This window comes from Pseudoalteromonas arctica A 37-1-2 (assembly GCF_000238395.3).
Taxonomy (GTDB): domain Bacteria; phylum Pseudomonadota; class Gammaproteobacteria; order Enterobacterales; family Alteromonadaceae; genus Pseudoalteromonas; species Pseudoalteromonas arctica.
This window is the reverse complement of sequence record NZ_CP011025.1, coordinates 1,703,145-1,715,229: the sequence shown is the minus strand read 5'-3', so window position 1 is coordinate 1,715,229 and position 12,085 is coordinate 1,703,145. Positions and strand designations below refer to the sequence as shown.

The window sequence follows — 12,085 nt, the reverse complement described above, 5'->3', positions numbered from 1 at the left end:
GAATAAAGCCAAAAAAACAGGTGAAAACGCAGTTAATTAAGATGAATATCTGTAATTATTTCTTTATATAATTGTTATACAACTTTTCAAGCGCACCTTCGGTTGTAAGCGAGGGGTCTTTGCTTATAAAGTGCTTTACCGTACGCGTTACAAAATCAGAGTTTTGCTTATGTAGCTTAGAAAAATCTTTAATAATTGTATTACCGTCTTTAGCCGCTGTCACTTTGTCATGACGGTGACGATACTGGCTTAGCGCTTTATTAAAATCCCCTTGGTAGTCTTCAACCAAAATTTTATAAAAGTCACTTTTTTGTACGTTTAAATCATTAATGCAGTAATTTAGCGCCTCTTTAAAGTCGGTAAATATCATGCCTTCTACATCAAACTCTTTTGTTTTTTCACGTACTGCTACTTTGGCATCTTCTGTGGCATAGCTAAAACCAGTAAACGCTAAACGCTCAGCGGCTTCTTTTCCTAATTTCATACCCGCTTGAATACTATGGGCAAACTCATCGCTCATGTCGCCAAGTTCGTTTTCTTCCCACATGTTATAAACACGCAGAGGTTTTGCGTATTTAGTGGCAAGCTTTTTCTTCATTTTAGTGAAACGCTCATCAATCGTCATCAGCCTTTCGTTATGTAAAAGTGCATGACACTCATAACACGCAGGAATAGATATAAAATCAGCTTCTTCACCTAAATCAACAATGCTTTGTAGCATATGCAGCGGCGGACAATGGTCGCGCTCTGTCGCTTCACAGCCACAATAAAAACACTGGTTAAAATGCTGCTGATCGCAAGCGTATGCTTGCTGATAATAACTGGCTAACGTTTTGCTCACCGTTGCTCCTAAAAAACACGACTAAATTATGGGGGCGATAATAACAGCCTGAAAAAATAAGTCATACCAATTACATTAAATTAGTAATCTATTATTGCGCTAATAAAGTAGCGCAATAACAAGGCGAAATTATAACGTGTAGTTGCTATCACTAATTGCTCCCTGCATTGCTCTACCTCCTGCATCCATGCACTCGTACACGAACAATTTTTAACGCAGTAATTGCGCTATTTAATGCGATAAAATGATTGTTTTTTTAATTGGTATCAGTAGCTATATTTAAATCACGGCCGCTATTAAACCAAATAAACCACCAAACACACCACCCCAAACAACAAGCCAGCCTAAGTGCTCGCGGATCATGGTTTGAATAATCTCTTTAACCATTTTGGGGGTAAGCTCATCTAAGCGCTCATCAACTAGTTTAAGCACCGTTTTATGTAGGCTCTCTGCGCTATTACCTTGTGAGAGTGTTTGGCTTACTAATGCTTTAAAATCGTCAGTTTGAGAAATCTCACCAAGCGACAGCTGCATTTTTTCAATAAACTTTTCACGCATTGGCTCTATTGCCGCTGTGCCGCCAAACATACCTAACATGCTACCAAACTGAGATTCTTCAATAACGACAAGTAAATTGTCGAATGCAGGGTTTAAATCAACATTGCTAATTATTGGCTCAAAATCGATGTTGGGCTGCGCTTTATTGAGTAAATTATTAATTTTTTGCTCTGAAAAAAACTCCGTTAATATTAGGTTTCGTATAGCTACTTTAAAGCTTTCAAACTTAAGCGCAATAACACCCGAGCCATATAAAAACGGGACCTTTTCGAACAACATATGAATCGCTAATAAATTAGTTACCGCGCCAGAAAGTGCAAATAAACCAACAGATAACACAATTGCTTGGTTAAACATAAAACCTACAACAACACATAAACCCGCTAGCAAATTGGTTATTAAACTTTTGTTCATTTTTACTCCACTACAGTAAGTGTAATTTTTTCAATATAGTCATTAATTTTACAACGTTTAGATTGTTAAATTAATCCCTTTTTGCCATAGTTTAAGTATCTGTTTAAAAGGTGAGCAATTGTTATGTGGAAAACAGTAAATGAGCACATCAGCCAAGCCATTAATTTTGACTTTAAACACACCTATAAACGCCAATTACAAAACACAAATACCGACAAACTATTTTATGTTACCGATGGTACGCATAACTTCTTCGTTAAAATAGCATTAAAAAGCGAACTTGAACGTTTAGAAAGTGAATTTATTGGCTTAAAGCTTTTGGCGCAAAATAGTAATTTTAAAGTCCCTGAATGTATTACAACCGGTGCAAATATAGAGTTTTCGTTTATTGTTTTACAGTGGCTTGTTTTAGATAAACAACCCCACAACACGTGGGCAACTATGGGAAGCAGCCTTGCTAAAATGCATCAAAAACACGACCAAGCCATGTTTGGTTTTGATGTAGACAACTATATAGCCTCTACCATACAACCTAATCGCTGGCATAAAAAATGGGATGTATTTTACGCCGAAGAACGTATAGGGTGGCAATTACAGTTACTCGCTGAAAAAGGCATTAACTTTATTGAACCCGAGCGCTTAATTAATGCCGTTAAAGAACAGCTGCATAGTCATCAAGTTGAGCCTTCATTACTGCATGGCGATTTTTGGCGAGGCAATATGGGCTTTTTAAAAGCAGAGCCAACGGTATTTAACCCGGCTTGTTATTATGGTGATCGGGAAGTGGATATTGCAATGAGCGAACTATTTGCGCCACTGCCAAAAGATTTTTATAGCGCCTATAACCAGCACTACCCGCTTTCTCAAAATTACGAAAAACGTAAGTTAATATACCAGCTATACCCTATTTTAAATCACGCTAACATCTTTGCCGGTCACTATCTTACTGAAGCTAAACAACATATAGAAAAACTGGTGTTTGAAGGTATAAAATAAGTGTCATAAGCTGCATTTCAGCACTATATTTAATGAGTAAGTAGGCGTTCATCTGTAAGCGATTAAGTTGAATCTAACTTAATTATTTATAACTGGAGTGATTATGAAAGATTTTTTATCACAACGAATAACGTGCCCACACTGCGGACACCACATACATTTAGACTTAGACGCAAGCATGGGCGATCAAGACTACATAGAAGATTGCACTGCCTGCTGTAACCCAATTCATTTAAATATGCATATAGATCATGCTAACAATAAATTAGAGCTACACGTAGACAGTGACGACGAACAAATATTTTAACTTAAGCCTGATGGCGTAAGTAGTTTTCTACCGTATTTACAATAGTGTAAGTTTGCTGATCAACTTCAATATTAAACTTGTCACCCACTTGCGCTGCACCAATGTTTGTAATGGCGAGCGTTTCCGGAATTAGGTGTAACCAAAAACCTTGTTCATCAACTTCGCCCACGGTTAAGCTTGCGCCATTTATCGCAACAAACCCTTTATATAACACATACTTTTGCCACTCTTTTGGCAAGCTGAGTTGTATTTTGCAGTTGTTCTCAAGCTTCACTATTTGAGAAATTTGTGACGTACAATGAATATGCCCAGACACTATATGCCCACCTAGCTCAGTACCAAACGTAACAGAGCGTTCGTAATTAACTAAACTACCTAGCTCAAGCAGTCCTAAATTAGTTAACTTTAGGGTTTCGTCAATCACATCAAAATGCACTTGCGCTACCACATCGTGATTACTTAGCTCAACTTGCACAACTGTTAAACAACAGCCATTAATAGCAATACTTGCGCCTAAATCTAAATGCTTAACGTACTCATCGCTCACCGATACAACTAAGCGTAAAACACCGTCTGTTTGAGTCTTAGAGACCACCGTAGCTTGCGTTTGCACTATTCCTGTAAACATAAAATCACTTTAAATTATTACAAAGTGCTAGTTTAACGTATCAACTCATAAAATCATTCACTACTGTGATTTTTATTTAAACCCCAATAGATTACAATTACGCCCTATTTTATCAACTAGCTGTTTTTATGACCTTTTGCAATTGGGAAGCCAAGCGTTTACTTTCCCTCGCTTTACCTGTTTTTTTAGCGCAAGTTACACTTATTTTAATGTCGGTCGTCGACACAATTATGGCAGGCCAAGTTAGCCCTACTGACTTAGCTGCACTGTCTATTGCAACAGGAATATGGAACCCTTTATTACTTGGCCTTCAAGGTATTTTATTAGCGCTTACTGGTATTATTGCGCAGTTTTCGGGCAGTGATGACCGCAAAGGCATTAGCCACTATTTTCAACAAGCGCTTTATTTAACCGCTATTTTGAGCTTTACAGGCTTTGGAATTGCCCATTTAGCAGATGCTATTATTTTTAAGCTCGATACAACGCCTGCAATTGCAAACCTTGCCATTGACTACATTCACTTTGTGAAATGGGGTGTATTTGGATTTTTAATTTTTACGGTATACAGAAACGTTACCGAAGGTATGGGAATGACCAAGCCCGCGTTTTACATAAGCCTATTAGGTTTAGCTGTTAATATTCCGGTAAATTATATTTTCATAAATGGCTTATTTGGTTTTCCTGCTTATGGCGGCGCGGGCTGTGGCATTGCCACTGCAATTGTTTTAACTGTTATGGCAATAGCACAAGTCACTTACTGCCAAATGAGTAAAAAAGTAGATGCTAAAGGCCTGCTTTCATCATTCGAAAAACCTAATTTCACTACCATTGGTATTATTACTAAGTTAGGTATACCAATTTCACTCGCCACCTTTTTTGAAGTCACTTTATTTGCGTGTATACCGCTATTTATAGCGCATTTAGGTGCAGTAGCTATATCGGGGCATCAAATAGCAGCCAGTGTAACTACATTGCTGTTTATGATGCCGCTGAGCCTATCAATCGCTATTAGCATTCGTATAGGTAACTTATACGGCCAAAAGAACATGACTCAATTAAAAGTTGCGGTTTCTACCAGCTATATTTTAGCCATTGCTGTGGCGTTATTTTTAGCGCTTATTACGTTTGCCGGTCGTGATTTAATTAGCCAACTGTATACCGACAGCCCCGCTGTTATGGCATTGGCTTCATCAATTATGATTTTAGCGTGTATTTACCAATTACCTGATGCACTTCAAGTTGCAGCAAATGGCATACTCCGAGGGTTAAAATACACCACGCCTATATCGTATATTACGTTTATATCGTATTGGTTAATCGGCTTTTGTTTAGGTTACGTATTGGCAAGAACAGACATAATTGTGCCAGCTATGGGGCCACACGGTTTCTGGACTGGGATAATAGTGGGACTTAGTGTCGCTGCTATTTTATTAATGCTAACGGTAAAAAAACGTCTAAAATATGAATTTCTTAAAATTGATTCACTCAATCAAAACTAATAAACTCAGCCTTAAAACATTACCAGCTGCTTTGCTGGTAATGTATTTTTTAACGCTTACTGGCTGCAACAAACCACAAAGTAGTATAAACGTTACTTATATTGAACGCTTAAGTAGCACAGTTGATACAAGCCCAACACAGCCTGCGCCACTCAAGCAACTCCCCTTACTGCAGCCTACCCCAATAGCACAAAGTGACTTAACACTGAGCATTGTTGAGCTTGCAGGCATTAGCCAATGTAAGCTTAACGTGCTTATAAGTGAGCACAATAACCAATTAGGAAAAACCGCCAGCGCTGCTGGGCAATTAAAATATCAAATAAACTTTATTAAAAGTGCGCAGGTTTGCTTAAACACGCTTGATAAAAATAGTCCTAGTTACACAAAAATACTCGCAGCCAAAAACTACAAAGAAACACACCTAATGCACTTTTTTAACACCATGTTATTTAAAGAGCCTGAGCTAAATCGTACCTGGCAACTCACTTCAAACGAGCTTACTACTGAACCTGCTGGTTTTAGTGATACCGTACTTGCGCTAAAGCAACTTGTACTCATTAAGCAACAAATTAAGGCTAAAGAATTTAGTGAAATTAATGGTGATTCTATTTTTAGTGCACTCGAGCAGCTTAATAAATTTCAATTTAACCAAGTACTCATTCAATCGGTCCGCAAGCAGGTAGTGTTAAATAACAACGCCACGCAGTTTGTAAAAACATTAAACTTTAATACGCTGTGCCCTCAGGATAAAAATAATAAAAACGCAAAAATCATAAGCAATGTATTTCAAAAGTTTTACCTAAAAGAAATTCAGCCCTATCAAGCGCAGTTAACTGGTTATCTAGAGGCACTACAACCGCTTTATAATGAGCTTTGGTTTAACGAAAGTATCTCAAGCCCTCAAATTAATAACTTAGTCAAAACGGACTCGACAAGTAACTTACTGAACTTACTAAAAAGCTCAGCTAAAAAACATGTGGTTTGGTGGCAAGTATTTTATAAAACGTGTGAAATAAGCCCAATATGAATAAAAAAACGGCAAATAAACTCAAAAACAACAAACTTGCTTGATTCACTAACCGCCACGCTATATATTAGCCGCCGTTGTTAAGCAATTAACACCTACTTAAATAAAGTAATACGACTGTAGCTCAGTTGGTTAGAGCACTACCTTGACATGGTAGGGGTCGGTGGTTCGAATCCACTCAGTCGTACCAACATTAATGAAACGTATAATTGAAGGAAAGAGCACTACCTACTCTTGACCACCCGGTCCAAAGGTCAGTAGTTCGAATCCACTCAGTCGTATCAAAATTTAAGTAAAACCTCAAAAATTGTACGACTGTAGCTCAGTTGGTTAGAGCACTACCTTGACATGGTAGGGGTCGGTGGTTCGAATCCACTCAGTCGTACCAATTCAAAGCAATAAAAAAACCTAAGAAAAAGCACTACCCACTCTTGATCACCCGGTCCAAGGGTCAGCAGTTCGAATCCACTCAGTCATACCAGTTCACAACAATAATAAAATACCTCAAAGAAAAAGCACTACCCACTATTGAACACTCAACTTCAGCAGTTAATCATTAATTAACAATCCCTTACAACCAGGTTATAGCTTTATTTCTTGTAAATTATCCTTGTGAGTTTTGTTGACATTTCATGATTAAAATTCATTCAATTTACAGGGGGGTAATCGTGCGCGATTTGTAACCTATTGGGCTCGGTAGCGGCTTCTGCGTTACTCTAATGGCTTACATTTTTGTAAGAATAAGTAAAAATCGAGTTACAAAGAGTCAATAACCGCACTGTATAGGCGATGTTTTGATTAAAAAAACACATAGAGCTGCAAATTCAACCTCTAAGATCAACAGCCTCTAGTCTATTTTATTTAGTAATTCATAACCTGCAAGTACATCACTCAACTCCTCGTCAATGGTACTTTGACGCAGAGTATTAAACTCACTCGAAAGCTTATCAAGTAGCTCTTCAATATTTTTTTCAGCGCGTTGCATTGCGCCAAGACGACTGCTATTTTCGCTGACTAACGACTCGGCACATGCACGATAAAGAGAAATAAAAATATACTCGCGGATCAATGCTCTTATTGTTGTAGAGTGCTTGCAGAGTACTTCTGGCAAAGCTTTAGTTGGCCATAAAATATTTTTAAAATCATCTCGCCATTGCTCGTCAAGTGGGAGTAATCGCTGAGACACACATTCATAAAGCGCGCCTTGTTTAGGTTGATTATAAAACACCAATACACCGCAACCAGGATTAAGAATTAAGCTTGATTCACTGTCTATTTGAATTTGCCTAACTAAGGTATCTATATCGTGAACACTCACTGGCACTGTGTATACTTTTACTAAATTAAAGCCGGCATCGGTAAGTCGAGATGCAGCACGTGCGCCTACTACCCAAATTAGAGGTGGCTGGGTCTCGTTACTTAGCGCTTTAATTGCAAAGTCGGTAATACTTTCATTAAATTGCCCTACCAATCCTTGATCTGAGCCGAATATGATCACACCCACTCTGCTTTCATTTATATTTTCGGGTTGTGGTGAAAATTGAAATGACATGTCATCACGCAAACTCGCACTTAATCCTAACTCAACTGCCCGGTAGTAATCGGTCAATGAGCTAATCGATTTTTCATATTGCCCAATACTCGAGGCAGCAAGTGCCTTCATCGTTTTTACCACGCCTTGTAAATCACTTGCACTGGCTATTTTATGGCGTAAATTAGCGGCACTATTGCTCATGTTGTTATTGCCTTCTTTTCAGGCTCAAAATCAACAAGTGCGCGCTTAGCCAACTCAACAATTGTTTGTCGATCGTCATCACTTAAGCTTTTAGCGGTATCAAATCTATCACACAAAGTATCGTCTAACTGCGCAACTGCTTTTTTAAGAATATTTTTTGCGTCGTTTATTTTTAGCAGTTCAATCGAATCTAAAAAGCCATTACTGAGTGCGAGTAATAGCATAATTTGCTCAGGCACTGGCATAGGTGATGATTCAGATTGATGTAAGCTCGCTCGAATACGCCGTCCATGTTCAATTATACGCCGTGTATCATCATCAAGTCGGGCACCAAAACGAGCAAAGGTTTCTAGCTCTTCAAATTGAGCATATGCAAGCTTTAAATCGCCAGCAACTGCACGAAACGCAGCACGCTGTGCTTTACCGCCCACACGAGAAACCGACTTACCAACGTCAACGGCTGGTAATACACCTAGAGCAAATAATGAGGGTGATAAATAAATTTGTCCGTCGGTAATCGAAATTAAATTAGTTGGAATATAGGCTGAAATATTTTGAGCTTCGGTCTCTATAATGGGGAGTGCGGTCAAGGAACCACCGCCACGTTCTTTATTTAAATGGGTCGCACGCTCTAGTAATCGTGAATGAATATAAAAAATATCCCCTGGAAATGCTTCTCGTCCGGGCGGTCGTCGTAACAACAAAGACAACTCGCGGTAAGCTCTTGCGTGCTTAGTTAAATCGTCATATACAATAAGTACATCACGTCCTTGCTCCATAAAATATTCTGCAATACTGGTTGCAGCGTAAGGCGCTATATACTGTAAGCCCGGTGGCTCATTACCCTCTGTTGCAACAACAACCGTATAAGCCATTGCATTTTGCGCGCGTAATATTGCTATTGATTTAGCGACCGTTGATGCCCGCTGACCAATAGCGCAATAAATACAAATTACATTTTGTTCTCGCTGATTTAAAATCGTGTCTATGGCTATAGCTGTTTTACCTGTTTGCCTGTCACCTAAAATAAGCTCTCGTTGTCCTCGCCCTATTGGGATCATCGCATCGATTACAATAAGTCCGGTTTGCAAAGGCGTAGTAACAGGAGAGCGGTCCATAATTGGTGCAGCTGGACGCTCTATAGGTAAACGCTGCTCGGTTTGTATAACGCTTCCACCGTCTAGTGCCTCGCCAAGTGGGTTTATCACTCGCCCTAATAGCGCATTGCCAACCGCTACATCCATTACACGACCACTGCGGCGCACTTCATCCCCAGCTTGTAAGTGGGCGTATTCACCTAAAAGCACAACACCGACTTCTTTTTCATCAATATTAAACGCAATTCCAAGCACATTACCGGGAAATATAATTAGTTCCTCAAAGCCAACGCCAGGTAATCCCGATACCTTCGCAATACCCGTTGATACACTGGTAATAATACCAACTTCATGTAAGTTCAATTGTGAGTTAACTATTTTTAGCCCTTGCTGAATGTGCTTAAACACATCACCAAACGCGTTTGTTAAACTGTGTATTTTTGTGTTTTTATTTTGAGTGTTTTCGCTAAGGTCACTCATCACTTATCAACAGGTTGAGAAGTTGTAGGCTGAGCTGTTTTTTGTTTTAGTAACATATCAACTTCCTGCTCGATTGATTGTAAGTAATCGTCAATACTCCACACCAGCTTTTGTCCATTGACACATAACTCAATCCCGCTAATAAGGCTCTCATCGGTGGTGAATTTAATGGTAATATCTTTTGAAAACACAGTATTAATAGCATTCTTAAGTGCTAAACGCTGAGATTCAGTTAGCTCAAACGCACTTTGAATTAAGGCAGGTACAAATTCACTATTTGTACTTAGCGCCTGCGCTAAAGTGGTTTTTTTGTCGTCATCAAGCTTATATAAGCGCGCTGTAAACACCTCACATATTTGTTGTTCTAAAGTTGTTGATGCCAGTTCAGTTAAGGTTTTGCGACTAATAGCAAATACCTCTTGCTTAACTTTTCGACTTAAAGACTCCTTTAAATTATCAGTCTCTTTTACTATATTTTGTTGATATTTAGTGCCCCAGCTTTGGACTCTTTTTTGCGCCTCTAACATAAGTGTTTGCTCTGCTTGCTTAGCACTCACGCTTACTTGTTGCATCTTTTGTGTACGTTGTTGTTCAAACTCTTCATTTTTCAGAAAAAACTTTTCACGCTCCGCCAGTGCTTCATTTTGGTTTGTTTCAGCATCGTCTAACTCAGCGGCTATACGCTCTTCTCGCTTATCAATAGCGTGCAAAATTGGTTTATATAAATAGCGTTTTAGTAACCACACCAAAATTAAAAAATTAACCACTTGGGCTGCAACTGTAAACCAATCAATTAGCATGGTTTAACTTCCTGCAGCTTGTGCGATAGCGTAGTTCCAAAACGGATTGGCAAAAATAAGAATCATCGACACGACAAAACAGTATATTGCGGTCGATTCAATCATCGCAAGGCCTACAAAGAGCGTGCGCGTAATAGTTGCTGATGCATCAGGTTGCTGTGCTAATGCACTCAATGCCGTTGCTACTGCTTTACCTTCGCCAAGCGATGGACCTAAACAACCAAAACTAATTGTAATTCCTGAAATAACGATTGATGCCATTGCTATCATTGTCATGCTATCCATGTTCTCTCCAAGTATGATGTGTAGAAATACGTGATTAATTAACTCGTTGTTTGGCTGGTTTTACTGAGCGCGTAGCCGCAGCAATATAAACGGCGGCTAAAATAGTAAAAATATAAGCCTGTACTAAGCCTGTAAGCAAACCCAGTGCCGTCATTACGATTGGGAATATAAAGGGTGTAATGGTTAACAAAATGCCAATGATCATTGCCCCGCTCATCATGTTGCCAAATAACCGCACAGCCAGAGCAAGTGTCCGTGATAATTCGCTAATAATATTAAATGGCAACATAATAAAAGTAGGAGCCATATAAGATTTTAAGTAATTGCCAAGCCCTTGTTCACTGATACCAAATAAAGGCACTGCAATAAATACGGTGAGCGCCAGTGCTGCTGTAGTCGATAACGATGCCGTGGGTGGCTCATAACCCGGAACAATGGTAAACATGCTCGCGGTTACTAAAAATAAAAACAGTGTGCCTAAAAAGCCAAGGTATTTTTTAGCGTCATTCAAGCCTACGTCTTCAATTTGTTGTGTGATCCCCGTTACTATAATTTCTAAAAAATTTTGCCAACGAGAACGCTTTAACGTGGTTGAAAGCTTACGGGTTATCAATATCGAACTAATCACCAAAACCAACATTAAAACCCAAGTGAAAACGATGGTTGCATTGAGTTTTAAAAAACCATTTTGCCAATAAATAACCGTATCAGGACTCAGGTGCATGATGTGTCACCTTTGCTAAATGAGAGGTTGATGCAGTACGGGTAACATAAGTGGTAATAAAACGGGCTATCAAAAAGCTAAATAAACACAGTGGTAATTGCAACCAAGATCTTGATAATAAGTCACTCGTCATCACACTATAAAAGCCACTTAAAGTAATTCCCATGCGTATAAATAAACTCAGCACAACCCATAGCGCTGGGTGAGTCGATACCATACTTTTTTGCACCGTCCACCATAGGCCACCAAAAAATAAGGCACCAAGCATTAGACCTACACTAACAATAATTAATACGCCGACTAGCTCATGCATCTTCGTCATCCTTTTGCTGATTATCACCGTGTTGATCTTGATGTATCGCGCTGTCTTCTTTGCTCATCCAGTGCCACGCGTTAAAGCACCCAAGTGCTAAACCCGCCACCAATAAAGCCAATGTCCATGAATGATCGCTTTCATAATACGAATCTATATACACACCTAAACTTGCACCAAGTATGGTAGGCACTGCAACCGACCAACCAATGAGGCCCATCATTCCTAAACCAAACCATATTTTTTGATGAGAGTTAAGCCTTGCTTTTAGCTTACGCTGGGCTTTTATTTCTACTTGTTCTGCAAGTGTTGATGAACTGCTTTGTGAGTCTTTTGAACCTAGGTCGTCTTTTTTGTTTGTCATAAATAAATAGCTTTTAG

General features: G+C 39.0%; 14 protein-coding genes and 2 tRNA genes. 6 read left to right on the top strand and 10 right to left on the bottom strand.

Annotated features, from left to right (window positions below):
• Positions 1-55: 55 nt before the first annotated feature.
• Together PARC_RS07675 and PARC_RS07670 are read right to left on the bottom strand one after the other, a co-directional pair.
• The gene (locus tag PARC_RS07675; RefSeq protein ID WP_007585117.1) at positions 56-841 is read right to left on the bottom strand and encodes a hypothetical protein; all 786 of its coding nucleotides are present in this window, start codon (positions 839-841) and stop codon (positions 56-58) included.
• Between the two features lie 279 nt (positions 842-1,120).
• Positions 1,121-1,813: a hypothetical protein gene (locus PARC_RS07670; RefSeq protein ID WP_010552613.1), complete on the bottom strand. Its 693-nt coding sequence runs from the start codon at positions 1,811-1,813 to the stop codon at positions 1,121-1,123.
• A gap of 123 nt (positions 1,814-1,936) precedes the next feature.
• On the opposite strand from PARC_RS07670, the gene PARC_RS07665 reads away from it, so the two are divergent.
• Complete coding sequence (locus tag PARC_RS07665; protein WP_010552612.1) at positions 1,937-2,809, top strand: fructosamine kinase family protein; 873 nt, start codon at positions 1,937-1,939, stop codon at positions 2,807-2,809.
• Positions 2,810-2,912: 103 nt separating this feature from the next.
• Positions 2,913-3,116, top strand: coding sequence for a CPXCG motif-containing cysteine-rich protein (locus PARC_RS07660; RefSeq protein ID WP_008166246.1), 204 nt, complete (start codon positions 2,913-2,915; stop codon positions 3,114-3,116).
• 1 nt (position 3,117) lies between these two features.
• On the opposite strand, the gene PARC_RS07655 is transcribed toward PARC_RS07660, so the two are convergent.
• The gene (locus PARC_RS07655; protein WP_007585130.1) at positions 3,118-3,744 is read right to left on the bottom strand and encodes a riboflavin synthase; all 627 of its coding nucleotides are present in this window, start codon (positions 3,742-3,744) and stop codon (positions 3,118-3,120) included.
• A 128-nt stretch (positions 3,745-3,872) separates the two neighbouring features.
• Here PARC_RS07655 and PARC_RS07650 point away from each other — a divergent pair, with 128 nt between their 5' ends.
• The 4 genes from PARC_RS07650 to PARC_RS07635 all read left to right on the top strand — a co-directional run bounded on the left by PARC_RS07650 (position 3,873) and on the right by PARC_RS07635 (position 6,658).
• Positions 3,873-5,243 (top strand): MATE family efflux transporter, encoded by a 1,371-nt coding sequence (locus PARC_RS07650; protein WP_010552611.1) that lies wholly within the window; start codon positions 3,873-3,875, stop codon positions 5,241-5,243.
• Complete coding sequence (locus tag PARC_RS07645) at positions 5,206-6,270, top strand: DUF3080 family protein (protein ID WP_010552610.1); 1,065 nt, start codon at positions 5,206-5,208, stop codon at positions 6,268-6,270. Before PARC_RS07650 ends, PARC_RS07645 begins: the two co-directional genes overlap by 38 nt.
• Positions 6,271-6,383: 113 nt before the next feature.
• Positions 6,384-6,460, top strand: a tRNA-Val gene (locus PARC_RS07640).
• A gap of 121 nt (positions 6,461-6,581) precedes the next feature.
• A tRNA-Val gene (locus PARC_RS07635) sits at positions 6,582-6,658 on the top strand.
• A 459-nt stretch (positions 6,659-7,117) separates the two neighbouring features.
• Here the strand turns inward: PARC_RS07635 and PARC_RS07630 are convergent.
• The 7 genes from PARC_RS07630 to PARC_RS07600 are packed head-to-tail and all read right to left on the bottom strand — an operon-like array spanning position 7,118 to position 12,068.
• On the bottom strand, positions 7,118-8,005 hold the full coding sequence (locus PARC_RS07630; RefSeq protein WP_010552609.1) for a F0F1 ATP synthase subunit gamma: 888 nt from the start codon (positions 8,003-8,005) through the stop codon (positions 7,118-7,120).
• Complete coding sequence (locus PARC_RS07625; RefSeq protein WP_010552608.1) at positions 8,002-9,582, bottom strand: alternate F1F0 ATPase, F1 subunit alpha; 1,581 nt, start codon at positions 9,580-9,582, stop codon at positions 8,002-8,004. Before PARC_RS07625 ends, PARC_RS07630 begins: the two co-directional genes overlap by 4 nt.
• Positions 9,582-10,382, bottom strand: a complete 801-nt coding sequence (locus PARC_RS07620) for a F0F1 ATP synthase subunit delta (RefSeq protein WP_010552607.1) — start codon at positions 10,380-10,382, stop codon at positions 9,582-9,584. Before PARC_RS07620 ends, PARC_RS07625 begins: the two co-directional genes overlap by 1 nt.
• A 3-nt stretch (positions 10,383-10,385) precedes the next feature.
• Positions 10,386-10,667, bottom strand: a complete 282-nt coding sequence (locus tag PARC_RS07615) for a F0F1 ATP synthase subunit C (RefSeq protein WP_010552606.1) — start codon at positions 10,665-10,667, stop codon at positions 10,386-10,388.
• Between the two features lie 34 nt (positions 10,668-10,701).
• Entirely contained in the window at positions 10,702-11,391 is a 690-nt protein-coding gene (locus tag PARC_RS07610) for a F0F1 ATP synthase subunit A (protein ID WP_010552605.1), read from the bottom strand.
• A complete protein-coding gene (locus PARC_RS07605) occupies positions 11,375-11,704 on the bottom strand; it encodes an ATP synthase subunit I (protein WP_010552604.1) in 330 nt (109 codons plus the stop codon). The genes PARC_RS07610 and PARC_RS07605 overlap by 17 nt, the downstream gene beginning before the upstream one ends.
• Complete coding sequence (locus PARC_RS07600; protein ID WP_010552603.1) at positions 11,697-12,068, bottom strand: AtpZ/AtpI family protein; 372 nt, start codon at positions 12,066-12,068, stop codon at positions 11,697-11,699. The genes PARC_RS07605 and PARC_RS07600 overlap by 8 nt, the downstream gene beginning before the upstream one ends.
• Positions 12,069-12,085 lie beyond the last annotated feature (17 nt).

What these genes read in the sequence shown, in the direction of transcription:
- PARC_RS07665 (WP_010552612.1), top strand. Translation starts at nt 1,937, where the DNA reads ATGTGGAAAACAGTAAATGAGCACATCAGCCAAGCCATTAATTTTGAC.
- PARC_RS07605 (WP_010552604.1), bottom strand. Translation starts at nt 11,704, where the DNA reads ATGCATGAGCTAGTCGGCGTATTAATTATTGTTAGTGTAGGTCTAATG.
- PARC_RS07610 (WP_010552605.1), bottom strand. Translation starts at nt 11,391, where the DNA reads ATGCACCTGAGTCCTGATACGGTTATTTATTGGCAAAATGGTTTTTTA.
- PARC_RS07670 (WP_010552613.1), bottom strand. Translation starts at nt 1,813, where the DNA reads ATGAACAAAAGTTTAATAACCAATTTGCTAGCGGGTTTATGTGTTGTT.
- PARC_RS07660 (WP_008166246.1), top strand. Translation starts at nt 2,913, where the DNA reads ATGAAAGATTTTTTATCACAACGAATAACGTGCCCACACTGCGGACAC.
- PARC_RS07630 (WP_010552609.1), bottom strand. Translation starts at nt 8,005, where the DNA reads ATGAGCAATAGTGCCGCTAATTTACGCCATAAAATAGCCAGTGCAAGT.
- PARC_RS07655 (WP_007585130.1), bottom strand. Translation starts at nt 3,744, where the DNA reads ATGTTTACAGGAATAGTGCAAACGCAAGCTACGGTGGTCTCTAAGACT.
- PARC_RS07600 (WP_010552603.1), bottom strand. Translation starts at nt 12,068, where the DNA reads ATGACAAACAAAAAAGACGACCTAGGTTCAAAAGACTCACAAAGCAGT.
- PARC_RS07625 (WP_010552608.1), bottom strand. Translation starts at nt 9,582, where the DNA reads ATGAGTGACCTTAGCGAAAACACTCAAAATAAAAACACAAAAATACAC.
- PARC_RS07645 (WP_010552610.1), top strand. Translation starts at nt 5,206, where the DNA reads ATGAATTTCTTAAAATTGATTCACTCAATCAAAACTAATAAACTCAGC.
- PARC_RS07615 (WP_010552606.1), bottom strand. Translation starts at nt 10,667, where the DNA reads ATGGATAGCATGACAATGATAGCAATGGCATCAATCGTTATTTCAGGA.
- PARC_RS07650 (WP_010552611.1), top strand. Translation starts at nt 3,873, where the DNA reads ATGACCTTTTGCAATTGGGAAGCCAAGCGTTTACTTTCCCTCGCTTTA.
- PARC_RS07620 (WP_010552607.1), bottom strand. Translation starts at nt 10,382, where the DNA reads ATGCTAATTGATTGGTTTACAGTTGCAGCCCAAGTGGTTAATTTTTTA.